The organism is Plantactinospora sp. KBS50 (genome assembly GCF_002285795.1).
Classification (GTDB): Bacteria; Actinomycetota; Actinomycetes; order Mycobacteriales; family Micromonosporaceae; genus KBS50.
The window spans coordinates 4,980,499-4,999,193 of record NZ_CP022961.1; the positions used below are offsets into that span (position 1 = coordinate 4,980,499).

General features: G+C 73.9%; 17 protein-coding genes and 1 riboswitch. Of the genes, 14 read left to right on the plus strand and 3 right to left on the minus strand.

Annotation, left to right across the window (positions count from 1 at the left end; genetic code table 11):
• Nucleotides 1-6: 6 nt before the first annotated feature.
• The 9 genes from CIK06_RS21350 (at nt 7) to CIK06_RS30245 (ending at nt 9,354) form a co-directional block, all read left to right on the plus strand.
• The gene (locus CIK06_RS21350) at nt 7-1,254 is read left to right on the plus strand and encodes a CdaR family transcriptional regulator (RefSeq protein ID WP_095566306.1); all 1,248 of its coding nucleotides are present in this window, start codon (nt 7-9) and stop codon (nt 1,252-1,254) included.
• 136 nt (nt 1,255-1,390) lie between these two features.
• A complete protein-coding gene (locus CIK06_RS21355) occupies nt 1,391-2,560 on the plus strand; it encodes an acyltransferase domain-containing protein (RefSeq protein WP_095566307.1) in 1,170 nt (389 codons plus the stop codon).
• A 70-nt stretch (nt 2,561-2,630) separates the two neighbouring features.
• Nucleotides 2,631-3,575, plus strand: coding sequence for a beta-ketoacyl-ACP synthase III (locus tag CIK06_RS21360; RefSeq protein ID WP_095568016.1), 945 nt, complete (start codon nt 2,631-2,633; stop codon nt 3,573-3,575).
• Between the two features lie 190 nt (nt 3,576-3,765).
• Nucleotides 3,766-4,005, plus strand: a complete 240-nt coding sequence (locus CIK06_RS21365) for an acyl carrier protein (protein ID WP_095566308.1) — start codon at nt 3,766-3,768, stop codon at nt 4,003-4,005.
• Between the two features lies 1 nt (nt 4,006).
• The gene (fabF, locus tag CIK06_RS21370) at nt 4,007-5,233 is read left to right on the plus strand and encodes a beta-ketoacyl-ACP synthase II (RefSeq protein ID WP_095566309.1); all 1,227 of its coding nucleotides are present in this window, start codon (nt 4,007-4,009) and stop codon (nt 5,231-5,233) included.
• A 26-nt stretch (nt 5,234-5,259) separates the two neighbouring features.
• A complete protein-coding gene (locus tag CIK06_RS21375) occupies nt 5,260-6,684 on the plus strand; it encodes an acyl-CoA carboxylase subunit beta (protein ID WP_095566310.1) in 1,425 nt (474 codons plus the stop codon).
• A gap of 229 nt (nt 6,685-6,913) precedes the next feature.
• Nucleotides 6,914-8,029 carry a polysaccharide deacetylase family protein gene (locus CIK06_RS29615; protein ID WP_157756882.1) on the plus strand — a complete coding sequence of 372 codons (1,116 nt, stop codon included), beginning with the start codon at nt 6,914-6,916 and terminating at the stop codon, nt 8,027-8,029.
• A 124-nt stretch (nt 8,030-8,153) separates the two neighbouring features.
• Nucleotides 8,154-9,137: an aldo/keto reductase gene (locus CIK06_RS21385; protein WP_095566311.1), complete on the plus strand. Its 984-nt coding sequence runs from the start codon at nt 8,154-8,156 to the stop codon at nt 9,135-9,137.
• Between the two features lie 43 nt (nt 9,138-9,180).
• Nucleotides 9,181-9,354 carry a hypothetical protein gene (locus CIK06_RS30245; RefSeq protein WP_198347958.1) on the plus strand — a complete coding sequence of 58 codons (174 nt, stop codon included), beginning with the start codon at nt 9,181-9,183 and terminating at the stop codon, nt 9,352-9,354.
• A gap of 14 nt (nt 9,355-9,368) precedes the next feature.
• On the opposite strand, the gene CIK06_RS21395 is transcribed toward CIK06_RS30245, so the two are convergent.
• Complete coding sequence (locus tag CIK06_RS21395; RefSeq protein ID WP_095568018.1) at nt 9,369-11,081, minus strand: glycoside hydrolase family 3 protein; 1,713 nt, start codon at nt 11,079-11,081, stop codon at nt 9,369-9,371.
• Between the two features lie 108 nt (nt 11,082-11,189).
• Nucleotides 11,190-11,681 (minus strand): DUF3145 domain-containing protein, encoded by a 492-nt coding sequence (locus CIK06_RS21400; RefSeq protein WP_095566312.1) that lies wholly within the window; start codon nt 11,679-11,681, stop codon nt 11,190-11,192.
• A 267-nt stretch (nt 11,682-11,948) separates the two neighbouring features.
• Between CIK06_RS21400 and CIK06_RS21405 the strand changes: the two genes are divergently transcribed.
• Nucleotides 11,949-12,278, plus strand: a complete 330-nt coding sequence (locus CIK06_RS21405) for a hypothetical protein (protein ID WP_095566313.1) — start codon at nt 11,949-11,951, stop codon at nt 12,276-12,278.
• Nucleotides 12,279-12,355: 77 nt separating this feature from the next.
• On the opposite strand, the gene CIK06_RS21410 is transcribed toward CIK06_RS21405, so the two are convergent.
• Complete coding sequence (locus CIK06_RS21410; protein ID WP_095566314.1) at nt 12,356-12,955, minus strand: carbonic anhydrase; 600 nt, start codon at nt 12,953-12,955, stop codon at nt 12,356-12,358.
• Between the two features lie 212 nt (nt 12,956-13,167).
• Here CIK06_RS21410 and CIK06_RS21415 point away from each other — a divergent pair, with 212 nt between their 5' ends.
• The 4 genes from CIK06_RS21415 (at nt 13,168) to CIK06_RS21430 (ending at nt 18,678) form a co-directional block, all read left to right on the plus strand.
• Nucleotides 13,168-14,181: an alpha/beta fold hydrolase gene (locus CIK06_RS21415; protein ID WP_095568019.1), complete on the plus strand. Its 1,014-nt coding sequence runs from the start codon at nt 13,168-13,170 to the stop codon at nt 14,179-14,181.
• A gap of 61 nt (nt 14,182-14,242) precedes the next feature.
• Complete coding sequence (locus tag CIK06_RS21420) at nt 14,243-16,360, plus strand: AAA family ATPase (protein ID WP_095566315.1); 2,118 nt, start codon at nt 14,243-14,245, stop codon at nt 16,358-16,360.
• Nucleotides 16,361-16,438: 78 nt separating this feature from the next.
• Entirely contained in the window at nt 16,439-17,353 is a 915-nt protein-coding gene (locus CIK06_RS21425; protein WP_095566316.1) for a cation diffusion facilitator family transporter, read from the plus strand.
• Nucleotides 17,354-17,497: 144 nt separating this feature from the next.
• Nucleotides 17,498-17,628: riboswitch (cyclic di-AMP (ydaO/yuaA leader) on the plus strand.
• A gap of 3 nt (nt 17,629-17,631) precedes the next feature.
• Nucleotides 17,632-18,678, plus strand: a complete 1,047-nt coding sequence (locus CIK06_RS21430) for a hypothetical protein (protein WP_095566317.1) — start codon at nt 17,632-17,634, stop codon at nt 18,676-18,678.
• Nucleotides 18,679-18,695: the final 17 nt, after the last annotated feature.

Consider the following 18,695-nt stretch of genomic DNA (forward strand, 5'->3'; position numbering starts at 1 on the left):
GGGGCCATGCCCGCCGACGACCCCGCCCAGCAGGAGAACCCCGCTCCCGCGCGCCCGCCGGAGGCGGCCGACGGCGTCCTCTCCGCGACCCTGCGCCGGATCGAGCGGGCCGCCGGCACGCTGGCCACGGCGAGCGTGGCGCGGATGGAGGAGACGCTGCCCTGGTTCCGGGGTCTGCCGGCCGAGCAGCGTTCCTGGGTCATGCTGGTCGCCCAGGCCGGCGTGCGGTCCCTGGTCGAGTGGCTCGGCAACGGCGGCGTCGCGACCGGCAGCCCGCAGGAGGTCTCCGACGAGGTCTTCGCGGCGGCGCCGCGCGCCCTGGCCCGCAGCATCAGCCTCCAGCAGACCGTGGCGCTGATCAAGGTCACGATCGACGTGGTCGAGGAACAGGTGCCGGTGCTGGCCGCGGAGGGCGAGGAGCAGCCGCTGCGGGAGGCCGTCCTGCGGTTCTCCCGGGAGATCGCGTTCTCGGCGGCCCGCGTCTACGCCCGCGCCGCCGAGACCCGGGGAGCCTGGGACGCCCGGTTGCAGGCGCTGCTGGTCGACGCGCTGCTGCGGGGCGATTCGCGGGACGTGCTGGCCAGCCGGGCGGCCGCGCTCGGCTGGGCGGACGCGCAGCCGGTCACCGTGGCGGTGGGCCGGTCACCCGGTGGCGAGGTGGCCGCCGTCCTGCTCACGCTCTACCGGGCCGCCCGCCGGCTGGGGGTGGAGGTGATCGGCGGCGTACACGGGGACCGTCTGGTGGTGGTCCTCGGCGGCGCGGCCGATCCGATGGCCGCGACCGGCCGGTTGCTGGCCGCCTTCGGCGACGGGCCGGTGGTGGTGGGTCCGGTGGTACCCAGCCTGGACGAGGCCACCGAGTCGGCCCGGGCCGCCGTCGCCGGCTTCCGCGCCGCGCCCGCCTGGCCGGCGGCGCCGCGCCCGGTCTCCGCCGCCGACCTGCTGCCGGAGCGGGCCCTGGCCGGCGACCCGGACGCCCGCCGGGGGCTGCGCCAGGACGTGTTCGCGGTGCTGACCCGGGCCGGCGGCGAACTGGTGGAGACCCTGGACGCGTTCTTCGCCAGCGGCGGGGTGCTGGAGAGCGCGGCCCGGTCGCTGTTCGTGCACCCGAACACGGTGCGGTACCGGCTGCGGCGCATCGGCGAGGTCACCGGCTACTCCCCGCTGTCGTCCCGGGACGCGTACGCGCTGCGGATGGCGCTCACGGTGGGCCGGCTGGACCCGGCCGTCCCACCGGCCTCGTACCAGACTTAGCGGCAGATAGCGGACGAGAAACGCCAGGATGGCGACGACCTCCACCGATCTTTGTAGGATTCACACAAAGGTTGTAGGAGGGATTGGTGACTGGCGTCAACCACATGACCGCCGAGTATGCCGCAAAGTCGTAGACGTGCTTGCCGTACTCTCCCCCGGTCAGGGCTCCCAGAAGCCCGGATTCCTCACCCCCTGGCTCGAACTTCCCGGCGCCGCCGCCCGGCTGCGCTGGTGGTCGGCACTGGCCGGCGTCGACCTCGCGTACCTGGGCACCGAGGCCGACACCGAGGAGATCCGGGACACCGCCCGGACCCAGCCGCTGCTGGTGGCCGCCGCCCTGCTGGCCGCCGAGTCGCTGCCGATGTACGACGTCACACTCACCGCGGGGCACAGCGTCGGCGAACTCGGCGCCGCGGCGCTGGCCGGCGTGCTGACCCCGGAGGCCGCCGTCACCCTCGCCGGCGTCCGCGGCCGGGAGATGGCCGCGGCCTGCGCCCTCGAACCGACCGGCATGTCGGCGGTGCTCAACGGCGACCCCGACGAGGTCGCCGCCGCGCTCGATCGGCACGGGCTGTACCCGGCAAACGTCAACGGCGCCGGCCAGTTGGTCGCGGCCGGAGCGGCCGACGGGCTGGCCAAGCTCGCCGCCGACCCGCCGCCCGGCGCCCGGGTGGTCGCCCTCAAGGTGGCCGGCGCGTTCCACACCCGCTACATGGCCCCGGCCGAGGAGGCCCTGGCCGGGGTGGCCGCCGGGATCACCCCGACGGACCCGGCCCGGATCCTGCTGTCCAACCTCGACGGCGCGGCCGTCAGCAACGGCCGGGAGATGCTGCAACGGCTGGTCCGCCAGGTGACCTCGCCGGTGCGCTGGGACCTGTGCATGCGCACCATGGCCGACCTCGGCGTCACCGGCGTCCTGGAACTCCCGCCGGCCGGCACCCTCGCCGGGCTGGTCAAGCGGGCGCTCAAGGGCGACAACGCGCCGGAGATCGTCAGCCTGAACAGCCCGGCGGACCTGCCCGCGGCGCGAGACCTGATCGCCCGGCACGGCGCGGTGGACGGGCACGAACCGGCCATCACCTTCCGGGTGGTGGTCGCCGGCACGGCCGGGACCTTCGCCCCGGACGCCGACCTGGCCGAGGGCGCCGAGGTACGCACCGGACAGGTGATCGGACACGTGGTGACCCGGCAGGGACCGGTGGAGGTCACCGCCCACGGAACCGGCCTGCTCACCGAGTGGCTCGCGCACTCCGACGACCCGGTCGCCCCCGGTCAACCGCTGGCCCGGATCGGCGGGCACCTGTGACGGCCGACACGACTTCCCGACCCCGGGCCGCGCGGCCGGCTCCGTGGCCACGAACGAAGGGATGGCACAGCTGATGGGTTCCCGCATCCTCGCCATGGGCCACTACCAGCCCGCGCGGGTGGTCACCAACGACGACCTCGCCCGGATGGTGGACACCAACGACGAGTGGATCCGCGACCGGGTCGGCATCGCCAGCCGCCGGATCGCCGACAACGAGACGGTCGCCGACATGGCCACCGCGGCGGCCGGCAAGGCCCTGGCGAACTCGGGACTCACCCCCGCCGACATCGACCTGGTGGCCGTGGCCACCTGCACCTCCGTGGACCGCAGCCCCAACGTGGCGTGCCGGGTCGCGGCCAAGCTGGGCATCGCGGCGCCCGGGGCGTACGACATCAACACCGCGTGCTCCGGCTTCTCCTACGCGCTCGGCACGGTGGACCACGCGTTGAGCGTCGGTGCCGCCCGCAACGCGATCGTGATCGGCGCCGAGAAGCTGTCCGACTTCACCGACTGGACCGACCGCTCGACCTGCATCCTGTTCGGCGACGGCGCCGGCGCGGCAGTGGTCACGGCCACCGCCGAGGGCGAGGCCAGCGGGGTGGGCCCGGTGCTCTGGGGCTCGGTGCCGGAACGCAGCGACGCGGTCCGGATCGAGGGCTGGCACGGGTACGTGCAGCAGGAGGGTCAGGCCGTGTTCCGCTGGGCCACCACCGCGCTGGCGCCGCTGGCCCGGCAGGCGTGCGAGCGGGCCGGCGTGGCGCCGGAGGAGATCGCCGCGTTCGTGCCGCACCAGGCCAACGCCCGGATCATCGACGGGATCGCGAAGCGGCTGGGCATGCCGCAGGCGCTGGTCGTGAAGGACATCGTCGAGTCCGGCAACACCTCCGCGGCCAGCGTGCCGCTGGCCCTGTCGAAGCTGGTCGAGCGGCGCGAGGTGCCCTCCGGGGCGCCGGTGCTGCTGTTCGGCTTCGGCGGCGGCCTCACCTACGCCGGGCAGGTCGTGCGCTGCCCGTGATGCACCACCGGTCACCGGCGGTCCTCGCCGGCGGCCCGGTCGCGGCTCGAATCCGCGACCAGACCACGGTCGTACCGTCCCGTTCCGGGCCGGACGACACCCGGGACCGCCAGGTCCCACCCGTGGCCGTCCGGTCCACCGGCCGGCTCCGGCCCTTTGCACAACGCAGCTGGAGAGGAAGCCAACAGCAATGACCCGTGACGAGATCACCGCAGGCCTCGCCGAGATCCTCGAGGAGGTCGCCGGGGTGAGCCCGGACGATGTAGCCGTGGACAAGTCGTTCACCGACGACCTGGACGTCGACTCGCTCTCCATGGTGGAGGTCGTCGTCGCGGCCGAGGAGAAGTTCGGCGTGAAGATCCCGGACAACGAGGTGCAGAACCTCAAGACCGTGGGTGACGCCGTCAGCTACATCGAGGCGCAGTCCTGAGATGAGTCGTACCGACGTCGTCGTCACCGGGCTCGGCGCGACGACCCCGCTCGGCGGGGACGTCGCGTCGACCTGGGACGCCATGCTCACCGGCCGCTCCGGGGTGAGTCCGCTCACCCAGGAGTGGGCCGGCCAGCTTCCGGTGCGGATCGCCGCCCAACTCGCGGTGGAGCCCACCGAGGTCCTTGACCGGGTACGCCTGCGCCGGCTCGACCGTTCCGAGGCGATCGCCATCATCGCCGCCCAGCAGGCGTGGGCCGACTCCGGGCTGGCCGACTCCGGGCTGGACCCGGAGCGGCTGGCCGTCAGCCTCGGCTCGGGCATCGGCGGCGCGACCACCCTGCTCGCCCAGGACGACATCCTGGAGGCCTCCGGCCCGCGCCGGGTCTCCCCGCACACGGTGCCGATGCTGATGCCCAACGGTCCGGCCGCCTGGGTCGGGCTGGAGGTCGGCGCCAAGGCCGGGGTGCACGCGATGGCCAGTGCCTGCGCGACCGGTGCGGAGGCGCTCGCGCTGGGGCTGGACATCATCCGCTCGGGCCGCGCCGACGTGGTCGTGGCCGGCGGCACCGAGGCGGTCATCCACCCGCTGCCGATCGCCGGGTTCGCCTCCATGCGGGCCATGTCGACCCGCAACGACGACCCGGAACGCGCCTCGCGGCCGTGGGACAAGGGCCGCGACGGGTTCGTCCTCGGCGAGGGCGCCGGGGTGATCGTCCTGGAGTCGGCCGAGCACGCCGCCGCGCGCGGCGCCCGGGTGTACGCCCGGCTCGCCGGGGCCGGGATCAGCTCCGACGCGTACGACATCGTGCAGCCGCACGCCGAGGGCGAGGGCGCGATCCGGGCGATCCGGCGGGCGCTCGCCGACGCCGGGGTCTCCGGCAGCGACATCCGACACGTCAACGCGCACGCCACCTCCACACCCGTGGGCGACATGCTGGAGATCGGCGCCCTGCGGACCGCCGTGGGCGACCATGCGGTGATCTCGGCAACCAAGTCGATGACGGGACACCTGCTGGGCGCCGCCGGCGCCCTGGAATCGATCGCCACCATCCTGGCCGTCCGGGACGGCGTCGTGCCGCCCACGATCAATCTGGACGACCCGGATGACGGCCTCGACCTGGACGTGGCCGCCCACAAGGCGCGTCACCTCGACATCCCCGCGGGGCTGAACAACGCGTTCGGCTTCGGGGGGCACAACGTCGCTCTCGTCTTCACCCGGGCGTGAGTCCCGAGCCAGCCCAGGAGGCACCCGTGACCACCACATCCGTCGGCACCGAGTCAGCCAGCACCGACTACCGCGACCCGGAGATCCGGCTCCGGTCCCTGTTCGACTCCGGAACGCTCCGCCTGGCCATCGCCCGGGACACCTCCGGGGTGCTCTGGGCGCGCGGCGAGATCGACGGCACGCCCGCGATCGCGTTCGTCACCGACGCCACCAAGATGGGTGGCGCCATGGGCATCGACGGGTGCCGGCACATCGTCGACGCCATCGACACCGCCGTGCGGGAACGCGTGCCGGTGCTCGGCCTGTGGCACTGCGGCGGCGCCCGGATCGCCGAGGGCGTGGTCGCGCTCGACGGGGTGGGCCAGGTCTTCGCCGCGATGGTCCGGGCTTCCGGCCGGGTACCGCAGCTGTCCGTCGTGCTCGGCCCGGCGGCCGGCGGCGCCGCCTACGGTCCGGCGCTGACCGACATCGTGATCATGTCGGGGGCGGGCCGGATCTTCGTGACCGGCCCCGAGGTCGTGCGCAGCGTGACCGGCGAGCAGGTCGACATGGAGCGGCTGGGCGGTCCCGAACCGCACGGCCGCCGCTCCGGCGTCGTCCACGTCACCACCAAGGACGACGAGTCGGCGCTGGCGCAGGCGCGCACCCTCGCCTCGCTGCTCGGCCACCAGGGCCGGTTCACCCCGGCCGACGTGTCGGAGACGCCGGAGGCCGGACACGACCTCGCGGCGCTGATGCCGGCCGAGGTCAGCCGCGCCTACGACGTCAAGCCGGTGGTGAAGGCGCTGCTGGACGCGCCGGGCGTCGAACTGCACGCCAAGTGGGCGCCGAACATCGTCACCACGCTGGGCCGGTTCGCCGGCCGCACCGTCGGGGTCATCGCGAACAACCCGCTGCGGCTCGGCGGCTGCCTGGACGCGGCCAGCGCCGAGAAGGCGGCCCGGTTCGTGCGGATGTGCGACTCGCTCGGCGTACCGCTGATCGTGCTGGTGGACGTCCCCGGCTACCTGCCCGGTCTGGGGCAGGAGTGGGACGGCGTCGTGCGCCGCGGCGCCAAGCTGCTGCACGCGTTCGCCGAGGCCGTCGTGCCGCGGGTCACCCTGGTCACCCGCAAGGCGTACGGCGGCGCGTACATCGCGATGAACTCCCGCTCGCTGGGCGCCACCGCCGTGTTCGCCTGGCCGAACTCGGAGCTGGCGGTGATGGGTCCGAGCGCCGCGGTGAACGTGATCCACCGCAAGAAGCTGGCCGCGGCGCCGCCCGAGCAGCGCGAGGCGCTGCGGGCGGAGTTGATCGAGGAGCAGACCCGGGTCGCCGGCGGGGTGAACCGGGCCCTGGAGATCGGCGTGGTGGACGAGATCATCAAGCCCGCCGAGACCCGTCGGCGGCTGGCCGAGACGCTCGCGACCGCCCCCGCGGCCCGCGGCGCGCACGGCAACATCCCGCTCTAGGTCGGTGTCAACGGCCCCTGGCCGGTAGGAAGCGGCCCCTGTCGTTCTCGCGGACGGCAGGGGCCGCCCGCCGTCCGCGACAGTCGAACAATGCCCTCGACAGTCGAACATCGATTGACATATATCGAATTGATGGCGCACGATCTCTAGTGAGTCGGACAGCGGGCCGACGCAGCCGGCACCGCCGCCGGACGCAGGCAGCGACTCCGCTTCGCATTGGAGATCGACAATGAGACTGAAAGCCTTTCCCCGCGCAGGGCTGGCCGCCGCCGCCCTGCTGATCGCCGGACCGGTCGCGCTGGCCGTCACCGCCGCGCCGTCGATGGCCGCGACCTGCAACGGGTACGTGGGCCTGACCTTCGACGACGGACCCACCCCGGGAAACACCACGACCCTGCTCAACACCCTGCGCAACCTCGGGGTACGGGCGACCTTCTTCAACATCGGCCAGAACGCCCAGAGCAACCCGTCACTGGTCCAGGCCGAGCAGTCCGCCTCGATGTGGATCGGGAACCACAGCTGGACCCATCCGCACCTGACCCAGCTGAGCCAGTCGCAGATCGTCTCCGAGGTCTCGCAGACCCAGCAGGTGATCCAGCAGATCACCGGGCAGGCTCCGAAGCTGTTCCGGCCGCCGTACGGCGAGACCAACTCGACGCTCAAGGCGGTGGAGGCCAGCTACGGTCTCACGGAGATCATCTGGGATGTGGACTCGCAGGACTGGAACAACGCCTCGGTGGACCAGATCGTGCAGAACGCCAGCCGGCTCCAGACCGGTGGCGTGATCCTGATGCACGACTGGCCTGCGAACACGATCGCCGCGCTCCCGCGGATCGTCTCCGACCTGAGCAACCGGGGGCTGTGCGCCGGGATGATCTCGCCGAGCACCGGCCGGGCGGTCGCCCCGGACGGCGGCACCCCGCCCACCACGGCACCGCCCACCACCGCGCCCCCGACCACCGCACCGCCCACCACCGCGCCCCCGACCACCGCGCCGCCGACCACCGCGCCCCCGACCACCGCACCGCCCACCACGAACCCGCCCGCCGGTGGCTGCACCGCCACCTACCGGCTGGTCAACAGTTGGACCGGCGGCTTCCAGGCCCAGGTGGACGTGACCAGCACGTCGACCATCACCGGCTGGACGGTCCGGCTGACCCTGGCCAGCGGGCAGAGCATCAGCAGCCTGTGGAACGGCGTGGCCAGCGGCACCAGCGGCCCGGTCAGCGTGCAGAACGCGCCCTACAACGGCACCGTCACCCCGGGTGGGCCGACGAACTTCGGGTTCGTGGCCAACGGCAACAGCTCTCCGGCGCCCAGCGGCGTCACCTGTTCCACCCCGTGACCGTCGCCGCCGGCCGGGCCACGTCCGCCGGCGGGAAGACCGGCCGGGCGCCCGGGGAGTCGAACCTCACCCGGGCGACCCGGCCGGAACGCGGCACCACGATCGATTGGGTAGCCTCCGGCGTGTGGAACAGCGGACGCTCGGCCGGACCGGCCGCGAGGTATCTGTCATCGGGCTCGGCACCTGGCAGCTTGGCGCCGACTGGGGCACCGTCGACGAGGACGACGCGCTGGCGATCCTCGACGCCTCGGTGCGCGCCGGGGTCACCCTGCTGGACACCGCCGACGTGTACGGCGACGGCCGCAGCGAGCGGCTGATCGGCCGGTTCCTCGCCGGACGCGACCGGGCGGGAATCCTGGTCGCCACGAAGATGGGGCGCCGGCTCGCGCAGGATCCCGCCCACTACACGCTGGACAACTTCCGCGCCTGGACCGACCGCTCGCGGACCAACCTGGGCGTCGACACGCTCGACCTGGTGCAACTGCACTGCCCACCGACCCCGGTCTTCGGCACCGACGCGGTCTACGACGCCCTGGACACGCTGGTCGCCGAGGGACGGGTTTCGGCGTACGGGGTGAGCGTGGAAACCTGCGACGAGGCGCTCACCGCGATCGCCCGGCCGAACGTGGCCACCGTGCAGATCATTCTCAACGCCTTCCGGCGCAAGCCGCTGGAGCGGGTGCTGCCGGCCGCGCGGGCCGCCGGGGTGGGCGTCATCGCCCGGGTGCCGCTCGCCTCCGGACTGCTGACCGGCCGGTTCCGGGCCGACACCACCTTCGCGGCGGACGACCACCGCAACTTCAACCGGCAGGGCGCCGCGTTCGACGTCGGGGAGACGTTCTCCGGGGTGGACTACGAGACCGGCGTCGCCGCGGCGGCGGAGTTCGCCCGCCTCGTGCCGGCCGGCGCCACCCCGGCCGGCGCCGCGCTGCGCTGGGTCATCCAGCAGCCGGGGGTGACCAGCGTGATCCCGGGGGCCAGCTCGGTCGCGCAGGCGACGGCGAACGCGGCGGCGGCCGAGCTGCCCGCCCTGCCCGAGCAGACCCTGGCGGCGATCGAGGACCTGTACGACCGTCGGATCCGCGCGCAGGTCCAGCACCGCTGGTGACCGTCCCGCCGGGATCCCGCCGCACCGTACCTGGTTTGTCCGGATGGTCCGCGGGTACGCCGCGCCCATGATCGCGCTGATCGTTGCCCTGCTGGTGGTGTGGCTGGTCCTGGTGGTCGTCGGACTCGTGATCAAGGGCCTGTTCTGGCTCTTCGTGGTCGGGGCGATCCTGTTCGTGGTGACGGGCATCGTCGGCTGGTTCCGCCGGCGGGTCTGAGCCCCGACCCGCCCTCAGCCGCAGGAGGTGGCGGGCAGGCCGGAGACCGGCACCGGGGACCGGCCGGCCGGCTCGGCCTTGCCGGCCAGCACGTCGGCCAGGCCGGCCATCGCGGCCGGGGTGGACGAGTACGTCGCGACGAGCCGCTTCGACGTCGCCTTGGCCAGCAGGTACGGGGTGTCCATGGCCACCGTCACGGCGGCCCCGGCGCGCAGATCGGTGCTGTCGTCGCCGTACCCGACGAGGTGCACGACCGCCCCGCCCGAGTCGACCACCTTGACCCCGTCGGCGCGCAGCGCGTCCACCAGCAGCCTGCGGGTGCCGTCCCGGCCGGCCGCCGCGGTGACGGTCACCGGACCCGACAGCGGGCCGCAGTCGCCGCGCAGTTCGGTCACGGCGGCCGTGGCGAGCCGGCGCGCCGCGGCCTGGTGCTCGGGGCTGGCCAGCGTCGACATCGCGGGGGCGCTGGTGGCGGCCAGCCGGAACCGGAGCGTGAGCACCCGGGTGACGGCGTCGACCAGCCGCTGCCGGGACAGGCTGCCGTCGCCCAGCGCGGCCAGGATGCCGGCGTACGCGGCCTTCAGGTCCGGCGGCATGAGCAGCAGGTCGTTGCCGGCGTTCAGGGCCCGGACCGCGGCCTCGCCCGGCGGCCACTGCTGCGCCGGCGCCATGTTCATCCCGTCGGTGACCACCACGCCGTCGAAGCCGAGCTGCCCCTTCAGCACGTCGGTGATGGCCTTGCGGGAGAAGGTGGCCGGGGTCCCGGGGTCGATGGCGCGGGCGTCGAGATGCGCCGACATGACCAGGTCGGCGCCGGCCGCGATGCCGGCCCGGAACGGCGCGAAGTCCACCTTGTCGAGCGTCGCCCGGTCCTGGTTGAGCACCGGCAGCTTGGAGTGCGAGTCGGCCGAGGTGCCGCCATGTCCGGGGAAGTGCTTGAGGGTGGCGGCCACCCCGGCGCCGCGCAGGCCGCGGACCGCGGCGCTCACCTGGTCCGAGGTGACCTGCGGGTCGGCGCCGTAGGACCGGGAGCCGATCACCGAGCTGCGGGCGCGCAGCACGTCCGCGTCCGGCGCGAAGTCGACGTTCACCCCGAGCGCCGCGAGTTCCTGGCCGGCCGCGGACCAGGCCGCCTCGGTGAGATCGGGATCGGCCGCCGCCCCGGCGGCCATCGCGCTGGGCAGCAGGGTCACCCCGTCCTTGATCCGGGTGACCACGCCGAACTCCTGGTCGGTGCCGATCAGCAGCGGCGCCGCGCCGGTGGCGAGCTTCCCCGCGGCCTGCTGGAGCCCGGTGGTCAGGTCGTGGACCTGTGTCGGGTTGTCGACGTTCGTGGTGGGCTGGTTCGCGCCGGTCGGGTCGTCGGCGGAGAAGCCGACCAGGATCAGCCCGCCCAGCCGGTACTTGTCGATCATCTCGGCCGGCGTGTCCACCCCGGCGAGCTTGCGGTTCCCGGCGGCGGAGCCGGCCGAGACCTCGGTCGCCGAGTCGCCGTACGCGTAGGGCATCAGCACCTGGCCGGCAAGATCCTCGTCGGAGAGCGTGGCGACCAGCTCACGGGCCTGCGCCGCCGGGTCCGGGGCGGCCGGGCTGGCCGAGCCGGTCGGCGCGGACGCGGTGGCCGATCCGGCCGGGTCGGCGGGCTCGGTCTTCCCGCCGCAGCCGGCCCCGGCGAGTACGGCGACGGCGGCTACGGCGACGAGGAGTCGGCGCTGCGGAGAGGACACCGGACCATCCCAGCAGGCCACCCCGGACCGCGGCAACTTGACCTTTCCGCCCAGTGGGGGTCGGCCGGGCGGCCTGACCACGGCCGCGGGCCGGTGGCCGGCGGGAAGTCAGCCGACCTGGGTGAGCAGGGTCACCGGGGCGCCGTCCCCGGCGTACCGGTAGGGCTCCAGCTCGGCGTCCCAGGACGTGCCGAGCGCCTTGTCCAGGGCGTGCGCCAACGCCTCGGGGGCGCGGACGCTCGCCATGATCGTGCGGATCCGGTCCTCGCCGAGCTGCACGTCGCCGGCGGCGCCCATGACCGACCGGTGCAGACCGCGGCCCGGCACGTACATGAACCGCTCGCCGTCCATGCCGGGGCTCGGGTCCTCGGTCACCTCGAAACGGATCATGGGCCACTGCCGGAGGGCAGCAGCCAGTTCCGCGCCGGTCCCCGGGCGGCCGGACCACCCGCACTCGGCCCGCCGCGCGCCGACATCGGCCGGCTGATCGGACCAGTGCAGGTTGACCGGCGCGGTGAGGACGCGCGCGATCGCCCACTCGACGTGTGGGCACACGGCGAGTGGGGTCGAGTGGACGTATACGACGCCACGCGTTGGCACGGTGACCTCCCGGGTGAGCGAGGTGCGTCTTCCCCTACGACCTCGATCACCGGTGGCACTGAGACACATGATGACTGCTGTTATTGGCGGTGCGCCAGCGAATCGGAAAACTCGTGCCGTACGGAGGGGGTGGAATAGCCGGACGGGTTGACCGGGTTGCCCTCTGTGTCGGCCACGGTGTCGCCGTACGGCGACTGGCCGAGGGTAAGGGTCGTGTAGAATTTCAAATGGCTTCTGTCCTCCCGTTTGTCTCCAAGGAGAACCCCCGTGGCGAGCAACACCTCCAAGACCGCGCGCGCCTCCGTCCGCGCCGGCCAGGCCGGCCAGGGTGGCGCCCTGAGCGTGCTCGGTGAGTTCAAGTACCTCATCCCGCTCAACAAGGGCAAGCACGCCTATGTGCGCAACCTCCTGAACGGCAAGACGGTGCACCTGCGCACCGACTCCGAGGCCTTCGTCGAGGAGATCCGCGCGCTGGCCACCGGCGGGCACGCCGCCAAGATCCGCGCCGAGCTGAGCGGCCTGGCCGCCGAGCACCCGTCGGACGGCTGGGACACCACCGAGAAGCGGCTGGTCGACGCCGGCGTCTTCGGCGCCTGAGCCGACCGGGTCCGTTCGACGCCCCGCCCCGCGCCCTGGGACGGGGCGTCGGCCTGTCCGGGAGACGGCTTGCCCGCTCAGCCGAGCAGGTTCACCCGTCCGCTGTCCAGGTCGTAGATCGCGCCCACCACCTCGATCGAGCCGCCGGCCACGGCCGAGGCCAGCGGCTCCCGGGCGGCCAGGTCGCCCACCGTGCGGGTGATGTGCCGGCGGGTGGCCGCGGCCGCCACGTCCGGGGCGAACAGCCCCACCTCGAACACCGCCGGGGCGATCGAGTCCACCAGATAGCCCAGCCCCCCACCGGGCCGGTCCTTGCTGAGCAGCGCGTGCACGGTCGCGGCGACCGCGCCGCAGCGCTCGTGGCCCAGCACCACCACCAGCGGCACCCCCAGCGCCGTGACGGCGAAGTCGATCGAGCCCTGCACGGCCTGGTCCAGCACGTGCGCGCCGGAGCGGACCACGCACATCGACCCGAACGTCTGGTCGAAGATCGCCTCAAGCGGGACCCGCGAGTCGATACAGCCCACCACGACCGCGTCCGGCCGCTGATCGCCGGAGGCCGCCGCGGCGGCCGTCACGTTGTGCCCGTGCAGCGGCTCCCCGCTGACGAACCGGCGGTTGCCGGCCATCAGCGCCGCGAGCGCCGCCTGGGAGGTCCGGCTCGCCGGAGGGGCCATACTGGAAGGACGCTCTTCCGGGACGAGGGTGGGATCGGTCGACGGAGACGCCATCCCCACAGCTTGCCGCCTACCCTGGTGCCACGGGAAGCGGTGTGCGAATCATCTCACCCGGCTGGTTCGCCCGGCCGGCCAGTGGGTAGATCCACCATTCCGGGCCTGGGGAGGTGGCCATGTCCGAGCGCGGCTTGTCCGAGCGCGCCCCGGGCGGCATGCCCGCGGTACGGCGGGTCACGCTCGCCGACGGGGTGCAGCTGCACGTCGAGGAGACCGGCCCGGCCGGCGCGGCGGCGACCGTGGTGCTGCTGCACGGCTGGACCCTGGACCGGCGGATCTGGCACCGCCAGGTCTCGGCGCTGGTCGCCGAGTTCGGCACCGACGTACGGGTGATCAACTACGACGCCCGGGGGCACGGCCGGTCGGAATGCACCCCGCTGTGCGCGGCCACCCTCGCGCAGCTCGGCGACGACCTGGCCGAGTTGCTGGACCAGGTCGCCGGCCGCGGCCCGGTGATCCTCGCCGGGCACTCGCTGGGCGGGATGACCGTGATGGAGTACGCCCACCGGCATCCCGACCCGTTCGCGCGGCGGGTGGCCGGGCTCGTGCTGGTGGCCACCACCGCCGAGGGACACACGCACACCGGGTACGGGCTGCCGGCCCGGATCACCCGGCTGATCCGGCTGGCCGAGACCACCGGGGCCGGCGTACTGGCCCGGTGCGGGACGATCCGGCCGCCGCTGGCCCTGGTCCGGGCCCTGCGCCCGACGCTGCGCTGGCTGCTGTTCGGCGACCGGTGCGAGCCGGCCGACCTGCGGCTGACCAGTTCGGCGTTCGCCCGCGCCTCGCTGCGGGCCATCGGCGGGTTCCGCCCCTCGGTCGGCGCCCAGCGCCGGCTGGACACCCTCGCCGGGCTGCCCGAGGTGCCGATCGCCGCGCTGGTCGGCGACCGGGACCGGTTGACCCCGCCGCCGTGCACCGACGCCATCGTCCAGGCCCGGCCGGCCGCCGAGTTGACCGTCTGCCCGGGTGCCGGTCACATGCTCATGCTGGAACGCCCCGCGGAGGTCAACGCCGCGCTGTTCGACGTGGTCCGGCGCGCCCTGGCCGGCGTACCGGCCGCGGCCCGGACCCGGCGGCGCGGCACGGCCCGGCGGTCCGCGCCGGCCGCCCACGTCCCGGCCCCGGTACCGCGGGCACGCCGGGCCCGAGCCGGCGACGTATCCTGATCGGTCCCCTGGTCGGCGCCCCGCGACCCGGGGCCGGACAACGTTCGTGGGAGTTCACGCCTTGACCGACCGCACGATCCTCGAACAGGAGATCGCCGCCGAACAGCGGCACCTGGACCTCGTGTACGCCCGGCTGGAGCAGCTTCGCCGCTCGGCGGTGCGGGCCGAGCGGGACGGCTACCGGCTGGCCCGGGTCGGCAACTTCGGCGCCCTGGTGGAGCGGGACGCGATGGTGTTCCACGCGGCCCGACGGCGGCACCTGCTGGACGCCGAACACGAGGGGCTGGTCTTCGGCCGGCTGGACCTGCGGGACTCCTCGGTGCTGCACGTGGGCCGGCTGGGCGTCCGGGGCGAACGCGCCGAACCGCTCGTGGTGGACTGGCGCGCACCGGCGGCGGCGGCCTTCTACCGGGCCACCGCGGCGGACCCGCAGGGGGTGGTCCGGCGGCGGATGATCTCCTCGGCCGGCGAGCGCGTCACCCGGATCGAGGACGACCTGCTGGATCCGGAGGCGGCCCCGCCGGACCTGCGGGTGGTCGGTGACGGCGCGCTGCTGGCGAACCTGAGCCGGACCACCGGCACGGGGATGCGGGACATCGTGGCGACCATCCAGCGCGAGCAGGACGAGGCGATCCGCTCCCCCGCCTCCGGCGTGACCCTGGTGTCCGGCGGTCCCGGCACCGGCAAGACCGCCGTGGCGCTGCACCGCGCCGCGTACCTGCTCTACTCCGACCGGTCCCGCTTCGCCGGCGGCGGGGTGCTGGTGGTCGGCCCGTCCGGGGTGTTCGTCAACTACATCTCGGCGGTGCTGCCGTCGCTCGGCGAGGACGCCGCCACGCTGCACTCGCTCGGCTCGCTGGTGGTCGGGCTGACCGCGACCCGTACCGAACCGGTGCCGGTGGCGACGGTCAAGGGCTCGCTGCGGATGCGCCGGGTGCTGGAGCGCGCGGCCCGGGACGCCGTTCCGGGCGGTCCCCGTGAGCTGCGGCTGCTCTACCGCGGCCAACTGCTGCGGCTGGGGCCGGCCGAGCTGGACCGGATCCGGGAGCGGGCGCTGCCGCGCGGCGCCCGCCGCAACGAGGTACGCCGGGCCGGCATCGACGGCCTGTTCGAGGCGCTCTGGGCGCAGGCGCTGGAGCTGCGCATCGGGAACCTGCCCGAGCAGCGGGAGTTCGAGGACGAGTTGGCCGAGCGGACCGACTTCCGGGATTTCATCCGCGCCTGGTGGCCGCGGCTGCACCCGCGGCACGTGCTGGCCTGGCTGGCCGATCCGCTGCGGCTGCGCGGGTACGCCGCCGGTGTGCTGTCCGCCGCCGAGATCGAGCTGCTGATCGAGTCGTACCGGCCGTTGCGGGACGAGGGGCCGTCCATTCCGGACGTGGCGCTGCTGGACGAGTTGGACGAGCTGATGGGCCGGCCTCCGCGGCCGGCCCGGCGCCGCCGCGACCCGTTCCTGGTGGCCGGCGGGGTGCGCGAGGTCAGCACGTACGCCGACCGCGAGCGGGCGGCGCGCGCCGAGGCCGTCCGGCGGGACGAGGACTACCGGGAGTACGCGCACGTGGTGGTCGACGAGGCGCAGGACGTCTCGCCGATGCAGTGGCGGATGCTGGGCCGCCGCGGCCGGCTGGCCTCGTGGACGGTGGTCGGCGATCCGGCGCAGACCGCGTGGACGGGCGACCCGGCGGAACTGGCCCGAGCCCGGGACCGGGCGCTGGGCCGGCTCCCCCGGCACGAGTTCACGCTCTCCACCAACTACCGCAACTCGGCGGAGATCTTCGCGGTGGCGGCCGGGGTGATCCGGGAGCTGGACCCGGACCTGCCGCTGCCGCGGGCGGTGCGCAGCACCGGTGTGCCGCCCACCGAACGCACGGCCCGGCCGGCGGAACTGCCGGCGGTGACCGCGGAGGCCGCCGGCAAGCTGCTGGCCGAGGTCGAGGGGACGGTCGGGGTGATCACCCCGGTGCCGCGCCGCGACGAGGTGCGCGGATGGCTCGGCGACCTGGTCGGTCCCCGGTTGCAGGTGGTCGACGCGCTCCAGGCCAAGGGCATGGAGTACGACGGGGTCGTGCTCGTCGCGCCCGGGCAGATCCGCGCGGATTCGCCGGCCGGGATCCGGACGCTGTACGTCGCGCTGTCCCGGGCGACCCAGCGGCTCACCGTGATCGACACCGCATCCTGATCCGATCGGATCTTTGCACACATAGCAATGCGAGCATAGATTGGGTCGGTAGTCCGGGCGACGGCGGAAGGTGGGCAGGTGGGCGCGGGTCACGACCACGGCGGGCAACTCCAGCGCGCCGCGGACCGACACCGGGGACGGCTGTGGGCCGCCCTCGGCGTGCTCGTCACCCTGATGGTCGTCGAGGCCGGCGCCGCGCTGTTCACCGGCTCGCTCGCGCTGCTCTCCGACGCCGGCCACATGTTCACCGACGTACTGGGCATCGGCATGGCGCTGGCCGCGATCACCGCGGCGCGCCGCTCCGACGACGACCCGCAGCGCACGTTCGGCCTCTACCGGTTGGAGGTGCTGGCGGCGCTGGCCAACGCGGTGCTGCTGTCCGGAGTGGCGCTCTACGTGCTCGCCGAGTCCGCCCGGCGGTTCACCGACCCGTCGCCGGTGCTGGCCGGCCCGATGCTCGCGGTGGCCACCCTCGGCCTGGTCGCCAACCTGGTGGCCTTCGCGCTGCTGCGCAGCGCCGCGCGGGAGAGCATCAACATGCGCGGCGCGTACGTCGAGGTGCTCGGCGACCTGCTCGGCTCGCTCGGGGTGATCGTGGCCGCCGGCACGATCGAGGTCACCGGCTGGTGGTGGGCCGACCCCGTGGTGGCGGTCGGCATCGGGCTGTTCATCCTGCCCCGCACCTGGCGGCTGGGCCGGGCGGCGCTGCGGATCCTGGTCCAGGCCGCGCCGGAGCATCTGGACGTGCCCGCCGTACGCGCCCGGCTGTGCCGGGTGCCGGGCGTCGCGGACGTCCACGACCTGCATGTCTGGACGCTCACCTCCGGCATGGAGGTCGCCTCGGCCCATCTGGCGGTGCGGCCCGGCACCGAGGTCGGGGACGTGCTGACCGCGGCCCGCAGCGCGCTGCACGAGGAGTTCCGGATCGACCACGCCACGTTGCAGGTCGAGCCGGACGCCCGCCCGGACGGCTGTGGCAGCACCGACTGGTGATTAGGGAAGCTTTAAGTTTCGGCTGTCCAGCCTGGCTTTTCGGTCATTTCGCCCGACCCACCGGCCCCGCACCGGGACCGCTCCCGCGCGGCGCCCGTACACTCGGCTCCGGTCTCCCGCTGGTAGGCGCCCATCGGTGCCTGCGGGAAACCGCCGCCTAATCGCCATACGCGAGCCGGGGAACCACGTACCTGGGGTGCATCCGCGACAGAGCGGTAGGGATCTTCCGTCCCGAACCCGTCAGCTAACCCGGTCGGCGGCTGACGGAAGGACGCCTCATGGCACCTGCTCGACGTACCGCCGCGGTCCTCGCGGCGTTCCTCGGGGCGGCGCTGTCGTTCGCCGCGCCCACCTCCCCCGCGGCCGCGGGAACCGGGCCGGTCGCCGGCCTGCTGGCCGAGCCGAGTGGCACCGACGACGAGGGTGGCTCGGACACCCTCCGGCAGCAGCTCGACGCCGCCTCCCGCGGCTACCTGGACGCCAAGACCAAGCTGGCCAACTCCACCAAACGGCAGAAGGACCTGGCCGGGCACCTCGACAGCCTCGGCGACGAGGTACGGATGCGCACCCAGACCGTCGGCAACCTGGCCGACGCCGCGTACCGCACCGGTCGACTCGGCCCGATGGCCGCCCTGCTCAACGCCGGCTCTCCGGACGGCTTCATCGACGCGGCGGCCCGGTTGCAGGCGGTGGCCAGCAACGAGGACCGGCAGTTGCGCGCGCTCCTGGACACCCGCGACCAGGAATCCCTGGCCAAGGAGGCGATCGACAAGGAGGTCGCCGAGCAGCGCACCCAGGTCGCCGTGATGGCCAAGCGCAAGCAGCAGGCCGAGCGGGCGCTCGCGGCCTCCGGCGGCGGTGGCAGCACGAGCGGCACCGGCGGCACGTCGAGCGCCACCGCCAAACCCGCCCCGCGCAACGCCGACGGCTCGTGGCCGGCCGAATCGTGCAGCGTGAACGACCCGACCACCTCCGGCTGCATCACCCCGCGCACCCTGCACGCGATGAACGAGGCCAAGGCCGCCGGCTTCACCCACTACATCTCCTGCTTCCGCAGCGGCGGCTCCGGCGAGCATCCCAAGGGCCGGGCCTGCGACTTCGCCGCGGCGAAGAACGGGTTCGAGGGGGTGGCCAGCGGCGCGGACAAGACGTACGGCAACAACCTGGCGGCGTACTTCATCAAGAACGCCGACCGGTTGGGCGTGCTCTACGTGATCTGGTTCAAGCAGATCTGGCTGCCCAGCAGCGGCTGGAAGGCGTACAGCGGCGGCAACGGCGACCCGGCCAGCGACCACACCAACCACGTGCACCTGTCGGAATACTGACCCGCGACACCGGTGCC